General features: G+C 63.2%; 14 protein-coding genes. 5 read left to right on the top strand and 9 right to left on the bottom strand.

Features of this window, described 5'->3' with window-relative positions; translation table 11 throughout:
- Nucleotides 1-27 precede the first annotated feature (27 nt).
- The 4 genes from CSE6_RS05955 (at nucleotide 28) to CSE6_RS05970 (ending at nucleotide 5956) form a co-directional block, all read left to right on the top strand.
- The gene (locus tag CSE6_RS05955; RefSeq protein ID WP_012836595.1) at nucleotides 28-1938 is read left to right on the top strand and encodes a B12-binding domain-containing radical SAM protein; all 1911 of its coding nucleotides are present in this window, start codon (nucleotides 28-30) and stop codon (nucleotides 1936-1938) included.
- A gap of 232 nt (nucleotides 1939-2170) precedes the next feature.
- The gene (locus CSE6_RS05960) at nucleotides 2171-3493 is read left to right on the top strand and encodes a solute carrier family 23 protein (protein WP_034351257.1); all 1323 of its coding nucleotides are present in this window, start codon (nucleotides 2171-2173) and stop codon (nucleotides 3491-3493) included.
- A gap of 237 nt (nucleotides 3494-3730) precedes the next feature.
- Nucleotides 3731-5245 carry an acetyl-CoA hydrolase/transferase family protein gene (locus tag CSE6_RS05965; RefSeq protein ID WP_059440085.1) on the top strand — a complete coding sequence of 505 codons (1515 nt, stop codon included), beginning with the start codon at nucleotides 3731-3733 and terminating at the stop codon, nucleotides 5243-5245.
- Nucleotides 5246-5482: 237 nt separating this feature from the next.
- Complete coding sequence (locus CSE6_RS05970; protein WP_034382695.1) at nucleotides 5483-5956, top strand: PaaI family thioesterase; 474 nt, start codon at nucleotides 5483-5485, stop codon at nucleotides 5954-5956.
- Between the two features lie 160 nt (nucleotides 5957-6116).
- On the opposite strand, the gene CSE6_RS05975 is transcribed toward CSE6_RS05970, so the two are convergent.
- The 7 genes from CSE6_RS05975 to CSE6_RS06005 form a co-directional block, all read right to left on the bottom strand.
- Nucleotides 6117-6818, bottom strand: a complete 702-nt coding sequence (locus CSE6_RS05975; protein ID WP_034389899.1) for an ABC transporter ATP-binding protein — start codon at nucleotides 6816-6818, stop codon at nucleotides 6117-6119.
- A gap of 127 nt (nucleotides 6819-6945) precedes the next feature.
- Complete coding sequence (locus tag CSE6_RS05980) at nucleotides 6946-7716, bottom strand: ABC transporter ATP-binding protein (RefSeq protein WP_059440086.1); 771 nt, start codon at nucleotides 7714-7716, stop codon at nucleotides 6946-6948.
- Nucleotides 7709-8803, bottom strand: coding sequence for a branched-chain amino acid ABC transporter permease (locus tag CSE6_RS05985; RefSeq protein WP_034351270.1), 1095 nt, complete (start codon nucleotides 8801-8803; stop codon nucleotides 7709-7711). Before CSE6_RS05985 ends, CSE6_RS05980 begins: the two co-directional genes overlap by 8 nt.
- A gap of 153 nt (nucleotides 8804-8956) precedes the next feature.
- Nucleotides 8957-9826, bottom strand: a complete 870-nt coding sequence (locus tag CSE6_RS05990; protein WP_012836600.1) for a branched-chain amino acid ABC transporter permease — start codon at nucleotides 9824-9826, stop codon at nucleotides 8957-8959.
- A 154-nt stretch (nucleotides 9827-9980) separates the two neighbouring features.
- Nucleotides 9981-11144 (bottom strand): ABC transporter substrate-binding protein, encoded by a 1164-nt coding sequence (locus CSE6_RS05995; protein ID WP_034351274.1) that lies wholly within the window; start codon nucleotides 11142-11144, stop codon nucleotides 9981-9983.
- A 190-nt stretch (nucleotides 11145-11334) separates the two neighbouring features.
- Nucleotides 11335-12897 (bottom strand): benzoate-CoA ligase family protein, encoded by a 1563-nt coding sequence (locus tag CSE6_RS06000; protein WP_059440087.1) that lies wholly within the window; start codon nucleotides 12895-12897, stop codon nucleotides 11335-11337.
- A gap of 3 nt (nucleotides 12898-12900) precedes the next feature.
- Nucleotides 12901-14463, bottom strand: coding sequence for a 3,4-dehydroadipyl-CoA semialdehyde dehydrogenase (locus CSE6_RS06005; protein WP_059440158.1), 1563 nt, complete (start codon nucleotides 14461-14463; stop codon nucleotides 12901-12903).
- A 167-nt stretch (nucleotides 14464-14630) separates the two neighbouring features.
- Between CSE6_RS06005 and CSE6_RS06010 the strand changes: the two genes are divergently transcribed.
- On the top strand, nucleotides 14631-15533 hold the full coding sequence (locus CSE6_RS06010; protein ID WP_034351280.1) for a helix-turn-helix transcriptional regulator: 903 nt from the start codon (nucleotides 14631-14633) through the stop codon (nucleotides 15531-15533).
- Between the two features lie 6 nt (nucleotides 15534-15539).
- On the opposite strand, the gene CSE6_RS06015 is transcribed toward CSE6_RS06010, so the two are convergent.
- A complete protein-coding gene (locus CSE6_RS06015) occupies nucleotides 15540-17216 on the bottom strand; it encodes an acyl-CoA dehydrogenase family protein (protein ID WP_034382702.1) in 1677 nt (558 codons plus the stop codon).
- 95 nt (nucleotides 17217-17311) lie between these two features.
- Nucleotides 17312-18145: a M48 family metallopeptidase gene (locus tag CSE6_RS06020; protein WP_034382704.1), complete on the bottom strand. Its 834-nt coding sequence runs from the start codon at nucleotides 18143-18145 to the stop codon at nucleotides 17312-17314.

Raw genomic sequence — 18145 nt, forward strand, 5'->3', positions numbered from 1 at the left:
ACGGCGCATGCCGGCGACCCGCACCCCATGTCCGCTTTGCCCACCCGCGTGCTGGCCGTCATTCCGCCGATGACGCAGCTCAACACTCCCTACCCCTCCACGGCCTACCTGACCGGCTTTCTGCGCTCGCGCGGCATCACCGCCATGCAGGAAGACCTGGCACTGGCCCTGGTGCTGCAGCTGCTCTCGCCCGATGGCCTGCGCGCCGTGGCCGAGCGCATCCAGAGTCTGCCTGCCAGGCAGCACACGCCTGCCGTCCAGTCCTTTGTCGCGCAGCAGGAGCGCTATCTGGCCACGATCGCGCCCACGATTGCGTTTTTGCAGGGGCGAGACTCCACGCTGGCCCACCGCATCGTGGGGCGCCACTTTCTGCCCGAAGGCCCGCGCTTTGCCACGCTCGATGTGTATGAGGACGAAGAGGGCGGCGATCCGCTGGGATGGGCTTTCGGCGCTTTAGGCCTGCAGGACAAGGCCAAGCATCTGGCCACGCTGTACCTCAACGATCTGGCCGATGTGCTGCGCGATGCCGTGGACGAGCGCTTCGAGTTCGTGCGCTATGCCGAGTCGCTGGCTGGCAGCCAGCCCAGCTTCGATCCGCTGGCCAGCGCACTGGCGGCAGAGCCGAATCTGGTGGACGAGGTGCTGGAGCGCCTGACGCTGGAGGCCGTGGAGCGCCACCAGCCCACGGTGGTGCTGCTGTCCGTGCCCTTTCCGGGCTCGGCCTATGCGGCGTTTCGTATTGCCCAGACCATCAAGCGGCGTTTCCCGCAGATCGCCACCGTGCTGGGCGGCGGCTTTGTCAACACCGAGCTGCGCGAGCTGGCCGAGCCGCGCGTGTTCGACTACTTCGACTTCGTGACGCTGGATGCGGGCGAACGCCCGCTGCTGGCGCTGCTCGAGCATCTGCGCGGCGAGCGCGGCAGATCGCGTCTGGTGCGCAGCTTTGTGCGCGGCGACGATGGCAAGGTGCAGTACGTGAACATGATGGAGTCCGATATCGCGTTTGCCGAGGTCGGAACGCCCACCTGGGACGGCCTGCCGCTGGACCGATACCTGTCGCTGCTGGACATGCTCAACCCCATGCACCGGCTCTGGAGCGACGGGCGCTGGAACAAGCTCACCGTAGCCCATGGCTGCTACTGGAAGAAGTGCAGCTTCTGCGATGTGAGCCTGGACTATATCGGTCGCTACGAGGGCGCCAGCGCCGCCGTGCTGGCCGACCGCATCGAGGCCATCGTCGCCGAGACCGGCCAGACCGGTTTTCACTTTGTCGACGAGGCCGCGCCGCCCAAGGCGCTCAAGGCGCTGTCGCAGGAGCTGATTGCGCGCAACGCCGGCATCTCCTGGTGGGGCAATGTGCGCTTCGAGAAGACCTTCACGCCCGAGCTGGCAGAGCTGATGGCCGACAGCGGCTGCATCGCCATCTCCGGCGGTCTGGAAGTGGCGTCCGACCGGCTGCTGGCGCTGATGAAAAAAGGCGTGACCGTGGACCAGGTGGCACGCGTGACCAAGGCGTTCTCGGAGGCCGGCATCCTGGTCCATGCCTATCTGATGTACGGCTTTCCGACGCAGACCGTGCAGGACACGGTGGACGCGCTCGAGTATGTGCGCCAGCTGTTCCTCAACGGCTGTATCCAAAGCGGCTTCTTTCACCGCTTCAGCTGCACCGTGCACTCGCCCGTGGGCCTCAACCCCGAGGAATACGGCATCGAGCTGCCGCCGCTGCCCGAGGGCAACTTCGCCAAGAACGACCGTCCCTTCATCGACCCCACGGGCGTCGATCACGATGCACTGGGCGCGGCGCTCAAGAAGGCCATCTACAACTTCATGCACGGCATCGCGCTGGAGGAGGATGTGCGCATGTGGTTCCCGTTCAAGGTGCCCAAGCCTACGGTCAAGCGCGATCGCATTGCGCGCGCGCTGCAGCAGAAGCAATGAATTTGATAGCTTCTTGCGCTTGCTGATCAATCACTTCATATCTATTTATCAATGAAATCATTGATGGGTTGGCGCTGGAAGCTATGTATTTGATAGTCTGACGTTCTGCCGCCGTTTTCCCGCGTGTGCAAGAGACCACAGTCCCTGGTTTACCAGTGCTTGCACGACCCCAGCGGGCAAGCACTGCTTGCCATAATCTGCTCCGTTTTTGATATCTCCAAGGAGCGATGGGATGGGAATGTTTCAATGGACGGAGCGATCGTCCGATGTCTTGCAGGGCGGTGGCGTCATCGGCCCCGATGAGCGACTGCCCTGGACGCAGACCGGTTTGATGGGTATCCAGCACGTGATCGCCATGTTCGGCTCCACCGTGCTGGCCCCCATCCTCATGGGGTTCGATCCCAATCTGGCGGTGTTGATGAGCGGCATCGGCACGCTGATCTTCTTTCTCATCACCGGCGGCAAGGTGCCCAGCTATCTGGGCTCTTCCTTTGCCTTCATCGGCGTGGTCAACATCGCCACCGGCTACGTGGCCAGCCAGGGCCCAGCCAACGCCAATATCGGCGTGGCGCTGGGCGGCATCATTGCCTGCGGCTTTGTCTACATGCTGGTCGGTCTGCTGGTGCAGATGGTGGGCACGGCCTGGATCGAACGCTTCATGCCGCCCGTGGTGACGGGCGCCGTGGTGGCCATCATCGGCCTGAACCTGGCCGCGATTCCCATCAAGAACATGGCGTCCAACAACTTCGAGTCCTGGATGCAGGCGCTGACCTTTGTGTCCGTGGCGCTGGTGGCCGTGTTCACGCGCGGCATGCTGCAGCGCCTGCTGATTCTGATCGGCCTGATCATTGCCAGCGTGCTCTACGCCGTCTTCACCAACGGCCTGGGCTGGGGCAAGCCGGTGGACCTGAGCGGAGTGCTCAATGCCGCCTGGTTCGGCATTCCCAGCTTCCATGCGCCGGTGTTCACCAGCAATGCCATGCTGCTGATCGTGCCCGTGGTCATCATCCTGGTGGCCGAGAACCTGGGCCATATCAAGGCCGTGACCGCCATGACGGGCAAGAACCTGGACCAGTACATGGGTCGTGCCTTCATCGGTGACGGCGTGGCCACCATGGTCTCCGGCGCAGCCGGCGGCACGGGCGTGACCACCTATGCCGAAAACATCGGCGTGATGGCGGCGACCCGCATCTACTCCACGGCCGTGTTCTTTGTGGCGGCCCTGCTGGCCGTGCTGCTGGGCTTCTCGCCCAAGTTCGGTGCGCTGATCCAGGCCATTCCCCTGCCCGTGATGGGCGGTGTCTCCATCGTGGTGTTCGGCCTGATCGCCATTGCCGGCGCCAAGATCTGGGTGGACAACAAGGTGGACTTCTCCGACACCAAGAATCTGATCGTGGCTGCCATCACCCTGATCCTGGGCACCGGAGAATTCACGCTGAGGTTCGGCGAATTCGCGCTGGGCGGCATCGGCTGCGCCACTTTTGGCGCCATCATCCTGTATGCGCTGCTGACCATGGGCGAGCGCAAATCTGAAACCAAGGTACAGGCCAAGTGAGTGCCAACATGTAATCGGGGGAACATTCCCCTGACAGCAGCGCGGGGCCTTTGCCGAGAATCCCGGTGTTAATGTTCCGCGCTGGTAACATTTCTCTCTGGAGATATGCCGCCCTACCCGGGCGGTTTTTTTTGGAGGTGCCAGCCTGAGCGCCGAGCATGAGCCGCAAGAATGCCAGCGCGTTGGCGCCGGTCAGGCTCGCGTGCCGGGCCGGGGCCTCTGAGTTTGGAGCATGCAATGTCCATCGCAGATCGCGTACGTTACCCAGAATTCCTCTCGCGCGTCATGACGGCCGAAGAGGCCGCCGCCCTGATTCCCCACGGTGTCAATGTCGGCATGAGCGGCTTTACCGGAGCCGGTTATCCCAAGGCATTGCCACAGGCCATAGCGGCCCGTGCCAAGGCCGAGCATGCCCAGGGCAAGCCCTACAAGATCAATGTCTGGACCGGCGCGTCCACCGCCGCCGAATGCGACGGCGTGATGGCCGAAGCCCACGCACTGGGTCAGCGCCTGCCCTTCAACACCGATCCCATCGCGCGCAAGGCCGTGAACTCGGGTGAGATCGACTTCATCGACATGCACCTGTCCCATGTGGCGCAGCATGCCTGGTTCGGCTTTCTGGGCCATATGAACATCGCCGTGATCGAGGTGCTGGGCGTGACCGCCGACGGCCTGCTGATACCGTCGACTGCCGTGGGCAACAACAAGACCTGGCTGGAGATCGCCGACAAGGTGATTCTGGAAGTCAACACCAAGCCACCCGCCCGGATGGAGGGCATGCACGACATCTACTACGGCACGGCCATCCCGCCGCGCCGCATGCCCATCAACATGACGCATGCCGACGACCGCATCGGCGATGCCTACCTGAAGGTGGACCCCGCCAAGGTCGTTGCCGTGGTCGAGACCCACAAGGGCGACCGCGACAATGTGTTTGCCACACCGGACGAAAACTCCCAGAAAATAGCCGGCTACATCATCGACTTTCTGGCCCACGAGATGAAGATGGGCCGCCTGCCAAAGGAAATGCTGCCCATCCAGTCGGGTGTGGGCAATGTGGCCAATGCCGTGCTGGCAGGCTTGCTGACCGGCCCGTTCGAGAACCTGCTGGGCTTTACCGAAGTGCTGCAGGACGGCATGCTGGATCTGCTGCGCGCGGGCAAGATGAGCAAGGCCTCGGCCACCTCCATCTCGCTGTCTGCCGCGGCTTACAAGGATTTCGAGGACAACATCGACTTCTACCGCGAGCGCATCATCCTGCGCCCGCAGGAAATCTCGAACCACCCCGAGCTGGTGCGCCGCCTGGGCATCATCGCCATGAACTCGATGATCGAAGCCGACATCTACGGCAACATCAACTCCACCCATGTCATGGGCACAGGCATGATGAACGGCATCGGCGGCTCGGGCGACTTTGCTCGCAACGGCTATCTGTCCTTCTTTGTCACGCCCTCGGTGGCCAAGGACGGCAAGATCAGCTGCATCGTGCCCATGTGCTCGCATGTGGACCACACCGAGCATGACACCCAGATCATCGTCACCGAGCAAGGCCTGGCCGATCTGCGCGGCCTGTCGCCCAAGCAGCGTGCGCAAGTCATCATCGACAGGTGTGCCCATCCGGACTACCGCGCCCAGCTGCAGGATTATTTCGACCGCTCGCGCCAGCAGGGTGCACAGCACACGCCGCATATCCTGACCGAGGCACTGTCCTGGCATCAGCGCTTCATGGACAAGGGCGATATGCGTAGCTGAGCTACCCCCTGAGCCGCTGCACCTGGGCGGCTCCGCGGCTTCCCCCAGGGGGACGACACCCTCGCTGCGGGGCGGTGGGGCCGCCTAGGCCCTTGCTTGGTGTCTCTGACTCGGGGTGTGGGTGGGCTGACCGCTGCGAGCTAGTCCGCTTGGTGCTGGCGCCTGCTGCTCCAAGTCCTTAGCATCGAAGGACGCTCTGCAAAGAGCGTCCTTTTTTCATGCACCACAAGGACTGGTATGGCGATCTGGACCCGAGAGCTCGATCTGAAAGCGCTGAACGCAGGCAGCGCAAACACTGCAATTTCCCACCTGGGCATTGAGTTCACCGAATACGGCGACGACTATGTGCGCGCACGCATCCATGTGGATGAACGCACCTGCCAGCCCTATGGCATTTTGCACGGCGGTGTCAGCGTGGTGCTGGCCGAGACGCTGGGGTCGATGGCCGCGGCCTGCAGCATTCCCGAAGGCTACCGCTGCGTGGGCCTGGGCGTGACTGCCAATCATGTGCGAGCAGGTCGCAAGGGCAGCTGGATCACCGCCACGGCGCGGCCCACGCACCTGGGGCGCACCACGCATGTCTGGGCGGTGGAGCTGCGTGATGAAGAGGGCAAGCTGACCTGCAACTGCAGTCTGACGATGGCGATCCTGCCGCCAGAGGCGGCGAAGAATGTGCGACTGGATGCTGCTTCGTTGGGCGGGGTTCAGTAGGTTTTGGTTTGCGAGACCGCTTTGTTTTGAGGATATAGGCCGGGGCGAGTCCCGGCCTCTGTCCATAAATCAGGTACCCAGTTTCACTCCAAACATCAAACAGAGGAGGTCTCAAAAGCTTATCTATCAGGCGTGAACAGCTATCAAAACAAGACGACAGTCAAACTCCCAACAACACCGACAACTTCTCCGGTTGCCGCAACAGATCAGCGGACTGAGCCTGCAAGGCCAGTCGGCCTTTTTCCATCACCACGGCCTTGTCGGTATGGGCCAGCACCTTCTTGTAGTCCCGGTCCACGATCAGCGTGGAGATGCCGGTTTCCCGAATCTGGGCAATCACGCGCCAGATTTCGGCCACCACCAGCGGAGCCAGGCCCTCGGTGGCTTCATCCAGAATCATGAGGCGAGGATTGGTCATCAGTGCGCGGCCGATGGAGACCATCTGCTGCTCGCCGCCCGAGAGTTGATCGCCGCCGTTGGACAGTCGCTCCTTGAGGCGTGGAAAGGTTTCCAGCACACGTTCGTAGGTCCAGCCCCGGCTGCCGTCCAGGCCGGCTCTGGCGCTCATTAGGAGGTTTTCCTTGACGGAGAGATTGGGGAATACGCCGCGCCCTTCGGGGACATAGCCAATGCCAAGACGCGCCATTTTCTCGGGGGCGGAATTCGTCACCTCCTTGCCGTCGGCAAACACCCGGCCCGAACGTGCCGCCACATAGCCCATCAGCGTGCGGATCAGCGTGGTCTTGCCCATGCCGTTGCGGCCCAGCAGGCCCACGGCCTGGCCCTGGGGCAGATCCAGCGAGATGCCGTGCAGGATATGGCTGTCGCCGTAAAAGCTGTGCACTTCCTGCAGGCTGAACATGGCATGGTTCGAAGCCCCGGAAAGTGGGCGCGTGCCTGTGCCAGAGGCAGCAAGCAAGGGCTGCCCCGCAGCGATGGTGCCGTCCCCCGAGGGGGAAGCGGCAGAGCCGCTCAGGGGGTGCTTTGTTTCAAGCATGCTCTTCCTCTCCCAGATAGGCGGTGCGCACGACCGGGTCGTTGCGAATCTGATCGGGCGTGCCCGTGGCCACCACGCTGCCGTTGACCATGACGGTGATGCGATCGGCAATGCGAAAAACGGCATCCATATCGTGCTCCACCAGCAGCACGGCATGCGCGGATTTGAGCTCCTGCAGCAGCTCCAGCATGCGTTCTGTCTCTTCGGCGCCCATGCCTGCCAGAGGTTCGTCAAGCAGCAGCACGCGGGGTGCTGTGGCCAGACACATGGCGACCTCCAGCTGGCGCTTGGCGCCGTGGCTGAGGCTGCCGGCGATGCGCTCGGCATGCTGGGCAAGACCTGCGCGCTGCAGCGCAGATTGCGCCCGCTGCATGCTGGCTGCGCAATGCTGGGCCGATTCCCAGATGCGCCAGGGCCTTGGTAGGGCCTGGGCCTGGGCCGTGAGGCGACAGTTCTCCAGCACCGTGAACTCGGGAAAGATGGTGGTGCGCTGATAGCTGCGCCCGATGCCGGCCTTGGCGCGCTGCGGCTGCGGCATCTGCGTGACGTCCCGGCCTTCAAGCGCAATACTGCCGCTGCTGGCCGCTATCTCGCCCGAGAGCATGTTGATCAGCGTGGACTTGCCTGCGCCGTTGGTGCCGATGACGGCATGGACCTCGCCCTGGTGCAGATCCAGGTTCACATTGTTCACGGCCACCAGCCCGCCAAAGCGCCGCGTCAGGCCGCGCACCGACATCTGGGGAGCATTTTCCGCATCAGCCATGATCTGCTCCTTGCTGGCCAGCGCTTGCCGACTGAGACTTCTGCGCTGCAGCCTTCTTCTGCCATTTGTCGTTGATGCCCACCAGACCCTTGGGCAGCAGCGCGACCAGCGCGATGATGGCGATGCCCAGCGTCAGCTGCCAGTGGTCTGCTGCATTGCCAACGATGGCATGGGTGCTCAGCAGCTCCTTGAGCAGCACAAAGGTGATGGTGCCCAGCACGGCACCGCGCAGCGAGCCCACGCCACCCAGAATCAGCATCAGCAGTACCTCGCCGGAGTGGTGCCAGGCCAGCAGCTCTGGGTTGACCACGGCATCGCGTGCGGCCAGCAGAAAGCCCGCCAGACCCGCCAGCGCACCGGCAATCACAAAGCCGGCGAGCTTGTAGCCGTAGGTGGCAAAGCCGGCAGCGCGCATGCGCTGCTCGTTGACGCGAATGCCGGCCAGCGCATGGCCGAAGCGGGAGTGGCGCAGCATGGCGATGAAGGCATAGACCAGCACCAGCGCGGCCAGTACCACGAAGTACTGCGTGCTGCTGCTTTCCATGTCCAGTGCGCCTATGGCCGGGCGCTGCATCAGATAGATGCCGTCGCTGCCGCCGAAATAGCCCACGTCGTGCACGACAAAGAAAGCCAGTTGAGCGAATGCCAGCGTGACCATGATGAAGTACACGCCCTTGGTGCGCAGACTCAGGGCGCCCACCACCAGCGCATACAGGCCCGAGACACCGACGGCGGCGCCGAGCATGACGAGAAAGTTGCTGCCGTCCTGGCCGGCGGCCTTCACCGCAGCATAGGCACCGAGCCCGAAGTAGGCCGCATGGCCCAGGCTGACCAGCCCTGCGCCGCCCACCAGGATATGCAGGCTCAGCGCAAAGATGGACAGGATCATGATCTTGACCACCAGATCGGAGAGATAGGCCGACCAGAAGGGCTGTGCAGCAGCCAGCAGCGCTGCAGCAGCCAGCGGCAGCACCACAGCTACCCACACGCTTTTGGCGCGAATGGGGCGGCTCTGGTTGGTGACGGCCGGTGCTTCTGCATAGGCCTGATTGGATTGCGGCAGCGGCGTATAGGAGGTGTCGCTCATATCAATGATCCTTGACACTGCTTGCAGAACTGGCGTGAGCCAAGCAGGGGACATGGGGCAAGGGCCTGGCCGGCCGCACCGCAGCGAAGGTGTTGTCCCCCTCCCGCGTCGCGAGAGAGGGGGAAGGCGCGAAGCGACTCAAGGGGAACTTCATCATCTCTTGCCCATCAGGCCTTCCGGGCGCCATACAAGGATCACGGCCATCAGCAGATAGATGCTCATGCCGCTGAGTTCCTGGAAGAACACCTTGCCGAAGGTATCCACAAAGCCCACCAGCAGCGAGGCAATCAGCGCGCCGGTGATCGAGCCTATGCCGCCAATGACCACCACCACAAAGCAGATGATGAGCACGCTGGAGCCCATATTGGGGTAGACCGAACTCATGGGCGCCGCGATCATTCCGGCCAGGGCCGCCAGGGCCACGCCCACGGCAAAGACGATGCGGTAGAGGCGCTTGATGTTGATGCCCAGGCCGCGCACCATGTCGCGGTTGCTGGCACCGGCACGAATCATCATGCCCAGACGCGTGCGGTTGACGGTGTAGTACATCAGCAGCGCCACCAGCAGGCAGGCAGCGGCTGCAAACACGTTGTACCAGGGGTACTGCATCATGCCCATCAAAGGGAAGCTGCCGGCCAGCCAGGCAGGCTTTTCCACGCCATGCACATCGTTGCCGACGAGGATGGCGCGCAGGCCTTCAAACACCAGAATCAGGCCATAGGTCATCAGCACCTGCTGCAGGTGATCGCGCTCGTAGAGAAAGCTGAAGAATGCCCATTCGAGAAAATAGCCCAGCACCACGGCCAGCACCACGCCGGCCAGCAGCATGATGATGAAATGCTGGCCCAGGTACGGTGCGAGCGAGAACGCCACATAGGCACCAATCATGTAGAAGCTGCCATGGGCGAGGTTGATCACCCCCATGATGCCGAAGATCAGCGTCAGGCCAGAGGCCAGCAGAAACAGAAGCAGTCCGTACTGAACAGAGTTCAGACACTGCACCAGAAAAGTGGCGAGATCCACGGCAATCCTTGTTGAAGCAGGAGGCTGCAAAGCGAGGCATACAGCACGGCGAATCGTCGATTCGCGCTGGAGACGAGGTGCTCTGTCGCAGGCGGCACCGAAGGTGCGGCAGGACAGAGCAACCAGGTATCGAGGGCGGTATGGCTCGCGTCTATTACATGCGGCAGCCGCGGGCCGGGTCCGCCAGAGCCTTCACTGCCACGCTGATCTTCTTGTTCTCCTTGCCGTCGACCTTGCGCAGATAGATGTCCTGCACGGGATTGTGTGCCTTGCTCAAGGTGAAGTCGCCGCGCGGGCTGGCAATAGTGGCTTTCTCGATGGCGGTACGGAAGACGTCTTTCTTGCCGATGTCGCCACCGGCGGCCTTCAGGCCCACGGCCAGCATCTGTGCTGCGTCATAGCCTTGCACGGCATAGACATCGGGCTGCAGCTTGTAGTTCTTGGCGTAATTGGTGCGGAAGGCCTGATCGCGCGCCGTACCCAGTTCGTCGGCATAGTGCAGCGTGGTCAGCATGCCCTGGGCGGCCTCGCCCTGAGCGTCCAGCGTGCCGTCGGTCAGAAAGCCCGGTCCGTAGAGCGGAATGGTTTTGGACAGGCCAGAGGCGTGATAGTCCTTGACGAATTTCACGGCACCTGCGCCCGCGAAGAAGGAGAACACGGCATCGGGCTTGGCCGCTGCGATCTCGGTCAGCAGAGCCTGGAATTCGACGTTGGGAAACGGCAGCGTCAGCTGCTTGCTGACCTTGCCGCCGCTTTTCTCGAAGCCTTCCTTGAAGCCGTTGACGGCCTCTTCACCGGCAGCGTACTTCCAGGTCAGGGTCATGGCATTTTTCTTGCCTTCCTTGGCTGCGACCACGCCCATGGGGTAGGCCGTCTGCCAGTTGGAGAAGGAGCTGCGGAAGATATTGGGAGCGCACATGGGGCCGGTGACTGCATCGGCTCCCGCATTGGGCACGATGAGCACGGTGCCGCTTTCCTTGGCGGCCTTGGCCATGGCCATGGCCACGCCGGAGTGCACGGTGCCGACGATCACATCGACCTTGTCGCGCTTGATGAGGCGGTTGACGTTGTCCGTTGCCTTGGCGGGATCTGACTCATCGTCGACCTTGAAGTATTCGATCTCGCGCCCGCCCAGCTTGCCGCCTTGCTCGGCTACCTGCATGCGAAAGCCGTTCTCGATCGCCACGCCCAGGGCTGCATAAGTGCCGCTGAAAGGCAGCATGAAGCCGACCTTGATCTTCTCCTGCGCGATGGCGCTGCTGCCGCTTGCGGCGGCAGCCAGTGCGATTGCGCTCCATATTGCCCATTGCTTGCTCATGCTTGTCTCCTGCTGGTTGATGGACGAATGCCGGCTTACTCTCAGATCAACGGTTATGACTGGCTGTGGTGCTGGGGTTGGCACTGATGCACGAGCGCACTCTAACAACTTTAGGTTTAAAGCAATACCAGCGATTGCCCTAGTTTGTGACTACTGTTTTGATAGCTTCTTGCAACCTTGCGATAAGCAATTAGCGCGGCTTGGATTCCAGCTCACGCAAACGAAAGCGCTGGATCTTTCCTGTCGCGGTCTTTGGCAGCTCATCGACAAATTCAATGAAGCGCGGGTATTTGTAGGCGGCCAGCCGATTCTTCACAAAGGCCTTGAGTTCAGCCTCGCTGGCGCTCTGGCCGGGCTTGCACACCACATAGGATTTGGTCTTGGTCAGGCCCTGTTCGTCGGTCACGCCGATCACGGCCGCCTCCAGTACGGCAGGGTGCTGCTGCAGCGTGGATTCGACCTCGAAGGGCGAGACATAGATGCCGCTGACCTTGAGCATGTCGTCGCTGCGGCCTGCATAGGTGTAGTAGCCGTCTGCATCGCGCACATATTTGTCGCCGCTCTTGAGCCAGACGCCCTGGAAGGTGTCGCGTGTCTTGTCACGGTTGGCCCAGTACATCAGGGCGGCGCTCGGGCCCTTGATGTAGAGGTCGCCGATCTCGCCGTCGGCCACGGGCTGACCGTCCTCGCCGCGCAACTCCACCACATAGCCTGGTACAGGCTTTCCCGTGCTGCCGTAGCGTATGTCGTCCGGGCGGTTGGAGATGAAGATGTGCAGCATTTCGGTGGAGCCGATGCCGTCCACGATATCGGCGCCGAAGCGGGCCTTGAAGCGCTGGGCAATCTCGGCCGGCAGGGCCTCGCCCGCCGAGGAGCACATGCGCAGGCTGACCTGCTCGCGTGCCGGCAGGGCGGGGTGAGCCAGCATGCCCGCAAAGCCCGTAGGCGCGCCGAAAAACACCGTGGGCTGGTGTTCGGTCCAGCGCCTGAAGGTGGCTTCCGGCGTGGGACGCTCGGCCATCAGCACCACGCTGGCTCCCACGCTCAAGGGGAAGGTCAGGGCGTTGCCAAGACCGTAGGCGAAGTAGAGCTTGGCGGCGGAAAAGCAGACATCGCTTTCGTTCAGGCCCAGCACCGGTTTGCCATACAGCTCGGCCGTCCAGTAGGGGTTGGCGTGGGTATGCACCGCGCCCTTGGGTTTGCCGGTGGAGCCCGAGGAATACAGCCAGAAGCCGGGGTCGTCGCCCATGGTTCTGGCGGCATGAGCGAGCGGCGTTTGCTGCTGCAGCCAGGGCTGCAGCGGCTCGAAGGCCGGCGGCAGGCCTTGCGGTGCTTCATCGGGCCTGGCGACCCAGATATGGTTGACCTCATGCTGCGCCTGCTCCAGGGCCTGCTGCACCACGGCAACCAGCGCGCCATTGGTCACGATCGCCTGAGCACGGCAATGCTCGAGCATATAGGCATAGTCGGCGGCCGTGAGCAAGGTATTCACCGCCACCGGCACCACGCCTGCGTACATGGCGCCGAGAAACGAGACCACCCATTCGCGCATATCGTGCATGACCAGCAGCACGCGCTCCTCGCGATGGATGCCGGCCGCGAGCAGGCCATGGGCCAGGCGGCGCGCCTGCTCCTGCAGCTGGGCATAGCTGAGCGTGCCCTGGTCATCGGTGTAGGCGTTCTTGTCACCGCGCCCCTGATTAAGATCGAACAGATGCTGGGCGAAGTTGAAGGGCTGACTGAAGTCTGTCATGGCTCATGCTCCCGTCGTTTCGGCCAGTGCCTGCAGAAGCTGTGGTGCGGCTTGTATGGCGCTTTTGCGATGATAGAAATCCAGTGCCCGCAGGCCGCCGAGTTCGGAGCCGCCGCCGGCGCGGCCCGGACCGCCATGCAGGGACTGGGGCATGACATTGCCGTGGCCGGTATGCAGCCTGGCGACAGCGGGCGTGACCACATGCACGCGGCCGTGGCTGACTGCGAGATCGGTGGCGGCGGCGGCCAGGGCCTGGTCGTCATCGCCATAGATCGAGCAGACCAGCGAGCCCTGGCCGCGATGTGCAAGTGCCAGGCCATGTGCCAGGTCACGGTAGGGCATGAGCGTGGCCACCGGGCCAAAGACTTCCATGTCATGCACGAATGCACTGCCATCGGGGTCCTGTGTTCCCAGCAGCACAGGCTGGGCGCAGGCGGCAATCGCCGGGTCGGCATCGATCAGCGCATTGCGCTGGCCGTCATGCAGGGCCGTCGTGTGCTCCAGCAACCGGCCTAGGCCCTGCTGCACGCTGTCGTACTGCTCGCGGCTGACCAGAGATCCCATGCGCACAGCGTCGTTGCGCGGGTTGCCTACAGTGATTTTGGCCAGTTGTGCACCGATGGCCTGGGCCACACCGTCGTACAGAGCTTGCGGTACCAGCACGCGGCGTATGGCCGTGCATTTCTGGCCGGATTTGACCGTCATTTCGCGCACCACTTCACGCGCCAGCAAGGCGCTGGCTTCGCTGTCCGGGCCATGGCCGGGCAGCAGCAGCGCGCAGTTCACGCTGTCGGCCTCGATATTGCTGCGCACCGAATGGCGGCTGATGGCCGCGTGAGAGCGTATGGTTGCAGCCGTCTCCGCAGACCCTGTGAACGAGACCACATCCATGGGCTGCAGCTGATCCAGCAATCCGGCGGCACTGCCGCAGATGACGGACAGCGCCCCCGGCGGTAACACGCCGGCATCGATCACATCCCTGACCATGCGCTGGGTCAGCCAGGCGGTGGCCGTGGCCGGCTTGACGATGACGGGCACGCCCGAGAGCAGGGCCGCAGCCGCTTTTTCCCACAGCCCCCAGGCAGGGAAGTTGAAGGCGTTGATGAACAGCGCCACGCCGCGTGTCGGGACCTGGATATGCCGGGACAGAAAGGCTCCATCCTTGGCCAGCGCCACGGCTTCGCCGTCGCTCAGATGCCTCGCATCGCCGAGCGCCGCGCCCCATCTGGCGTATTGGTTCAGGGTGTAGATGCCGCCGTCCACATCGACGGCGGTGTCGTTTCTGACGGTGCCGCTGTTGGCGGTGGAAATCTCGTAATACGCGTCGCGCCGGCTTTGCAGCACGGCGGCAATATCGGCCAGCAGGCTGGCGCGCCGGGCGTAACTGAGGGCTCGCAAGGCTTTGCCGCCGGTGTCGCGTGCGAAGGCAAAGGCGGCGCCCAGATCAAGCCCTGTGGCATCGACACGCACCAGCTCTGCTCCCAGTACCGGGTCGCGTAACAAACTGCCCGGGCCGCTGCCGGTTTGCCAGCGGCCAGCCACATGGTTGGCCAGTAACTCGGTCATGGGGGTCTCCTGAAGTGCTGTTCTGATCAGCATCAAATCCTTGATGAAACATGCAATATTGTGCGTGCAATCAAAAGATAAATACGTGACAATGCAGTGTCAAGCAATATATTGCATGATTCGCGTTAACCCCGACTGTTTATCATTCACGGCCTCTGAGGAGCTTTATGGATCAGTTAGACATGGCATCCGCGTCGGTTGCGGAAGGGGATGAAGCGGGCAAAAGCCCGTTGCTGCAGGCCTTGGGCGAGAGGGTGCGCAATCTGCGTGCGCGTCGCGGTCTCACGCGCCGCGGGCTGGCTTCGGCGGCCGTGGTGTCCGAGCGCCATCTGGCCAATCTCGAATACGGCACGGGCAATGTCTCCATCCTGGTGCTGCAGCAGATCGCGCATGCACTTCAGTGCAGCATGGCCGAGCTGCTGGGCGATGTGACGACGGCCAGTGCCGAATGGCTGTTGCTGCGCGAATTGCTGGAAGGCCGCAGCGAGGCCGATTTGCAGCGCGTGCGACTGGCGGCCGGAGAGATTCTGGGAACGGCGCCCATGGGCGATCCGCACCGGGCTTCGCGCATTGCCCTGATAGGCCTGCGTGGCGCGGGCAAGTCCACGCTGGGGCGTATGCTGGCCGAGCAGCTGAATGTGCCGTTTCTCGAGCTGAACCAGGAGATCGAGCGAGTGGCCGGTTGCAGCGTGCGCGAGATTTATGACCTCTATGGAGCGGGCGCCTATCGTCGTTACGAGCGCCGTGCACTCGAAGAGGCCGTGCAGATCTACAGCGATGTGGTGATTGCCACCCCGGGCGGCATCGTGTCAGACCCCGCAACCTTCAACGAGTTGCTCAGCCATTGCACCACAGTCTGGTTGCAGGCCCAGCCCGATGAGCATATGAGCCGTGTCGTGGCCCAGGGCGACACGCGGCCCATGGCGGCCAATCCCGAGGCCATGGATGATTTGCGCCGGATTCTGGACGGCCGATCCGCCTTTTATTCCAAGGCCGACCATGTGCTGGACACCAGCGGAAAGAGCGTGGCGCAAAGCCTCAAGCAGCTGAAAGTGCTGGTCGCAGCCTGACGGTATTCACAGGGGCAGGGCACGCTCCAGCACGGCGGCGATGTCCAGCCCAGCCGGGTCGAATGCTCCGACCACCATGGCCCCGTTCTGCGCGCCCAGGCGGGTGTGGATGAAGCCATCGGCCATGGGGGCGGGCGCGTGCCTGTGCAGGAGGCAGGCCTGGGCCAGCAGACACAAGTCCTGCACCAGTCGGCGGGCCTGCGGCTCCAGTGCCTCGGGGGAAACGGACAGGCGTTTGGCCAGCGATTGCGCCGTGGACGTCAACAGGGGCTGGCCGGCAGCCATATCGCTGAGATCCTGCAACAGCAGGCGCGTGGCCTCGGGCTCTCGGCCCATGGCGCGCAGCACATCGAGACACATCACATTTCCAGAGCCTTCCCAGATGGAGTTGACCGGCGCTTCGCGGAACAGGCGCGCGACTATGCTGTCCTGTACATAGCCGTTGCCGCCAAAGACCTCCATGGCTTCGCCCGTGATCTCCACCGAGCGCTTGCAGACCCAGAACTTGGCGGCCGGAGTCATGATGCGCTTCCAGGCGCGGGCCACCAGATCGCCTTCGGCCTCCAGCTCATAGGCCTGAGCCAGATGCATGGCGAGCTGCATGGAGGCTTCGCTTTCGAGTGCCAGGTCCGCGAGCACGGTGGCCATCAGCGGCTGATCCGCGAGATGTCTACCAAAGGCCGAGCGCTGGCGCGCATAGGCAATCGACTGCACGGTTGCGCTGCGCAAAATGGCCGCGCTGCCCAGCACGCAGTTCAGCCGCGTGTAGCTGGCCATTTCGATGATGGTGGGAATGCCTCGGCCTTCCTCGCCCATGAGAATGCCCCAGGCGTCCTGCAGTTCTACTTCCGAGCTGGAGTTGCTGCGGTTGCCTACCTTGTCCTTGAGGCGCTGCACACGCACGGGGTTCTTGCTTCCGTCAGGGCGCCAGCGCGGCACGAAAAAGCAGGCATGACCGCCGAGCTCACCGCTTGCCGTGGCCATGCGAGCCACCACCAGATGGGCGTCGCACATGGGGGCCGAGAAAAACCATTTGTGGCCGCGCAGCAGATACTCGCCGCCGCGACCTCCCTCATGCACGGGGCGAGCCACCGTGGTGTTGGCGCGCACGTCCGAGCCGCCCTGTTTCTCCGTCATGCCCATGCCTATCCAGATGGATTTTTTCTGGCTCAAGGGCAGATCGCGTGCGTCGTACTCGTGGCTGAACAACCGGGCCTGCAACTGGCTCCACAGCTGCGGCTCTTTTTGCAGCACGGGGATGGCCGCGGTGGTCATGGTGGCTGGGCATAGCGTGCCTTGCTCCACCTGGCCGTGCAGGTAAAAGCCGGCGGCCCAGGCGCTCCAGCGGCCGCGGCTTGGGCTCTCAAAGGGCAAGGAGATCAGGCCCTGTTTGCGATACAGCTCCATGAGGCGGTGCCAGCTGGGGTGGAATTCCACGGCATCTAGCACACGCCCGCGTGCGTCAAAACGCTGCAGCTCGGGCGTATGGCGGTTGGCGAGTTCGGCATGCTCCCAGTTGTGCTTCTCGCCAAGCTGTTGCGCAAAGCGGTTCAGAGCCGGCACAAAGCCCTGCGCCTGCTGGCGCTGCAGCACTTCCTGCAAGGCCGCATCGGCCTGCAGCAGATTGATGCCGGTCAGCTCATCGAACTGGTTGAAGACGTCATGGGTGTCCAGGGCCTGCATGCGATCACTCCTGTGGCTGTGCGCTCGTCACAGGCCAATATAGAGCGCAGCATGGCTGACGCAAAGCGGGTTTTCAGCCGCCTTGTCGCTGGTGTTCAGCGCCTGCGTGCCTGCTCGTACAAGCCCATGACGCGCGGCACGTTACCCTCCAGCTGGCGTATGCGATCGGGGCCTGTAGGGTGAGTGGAGAGAAAGCCTATGCCGCCTTCGCCCGTGGCCTGACCCATCTTGCGCCACAGACTCACGGCGGCCTGCGGGTTGTAGCCGGCGCGTGCGGCCAGTTCCAGTCCGACCAGGTCGGCATCGCTTTCGTCATTGCGGCTGAACTTGAGGCTGAGCAATTGCCCGCCCAGGCGTGCAGCGGCATTGCCGATATCGCCCAGACCCAGCAATTGCGCGCCCAGCGATATGCCTATGCTGGTGGCCTGGTTCTTGGCCAGTTGCTCGCGCGAATGCTCGCGCAGGGCATGGGCCATCTCGTGGCCCATGATCATGGCGATCTCGTCGTCCGTCAGCTTGAGCTGGTCGATGATGCCTGTGTAGAAGGCGATCTTGCCGCCGGGCATGCAGAACGCGTTGATCTGCTTGCTGCCTATGAGGTTGACTTCCCAGCGCCATTGGCTGGCGCGCGGGTTCCATTGCGCGGCATAAGGGATGAGGCGCTGGGCAATGCTGCGCAGGCGCTGCAGCTGCGGGTTGCCGGCGTCTGCCAGCGCGCCCTGGGCCTTGGCCTTTTGCAGCAGCTCCTGGTATTGCTGGGTCGCAGAGTTTTCCAGCGTCTCGGCCGGCACCAGCTGGCGCATCACCGATGCTTTGCCGACCTCCACCTGCGCATGCGCTGGCGCGTGCATCAGCGCAGCACAGACCAGTGCGGGCAGCAGGCAGTTGCGGGTGGCGGGCAGGCGCAGGGATGAGATGAGGGCGTGCAT

It is taken from the genome of Comamonas sp. E6 (assembly GCF_001010305.1).
Taxonomy (GTDB): Bacteria; Pseudomonadota; Gammaproteobacteria; order Burkholderiales; family Burkholderiaceae_C; genus Comamonas; species Comamonas thiooxydans.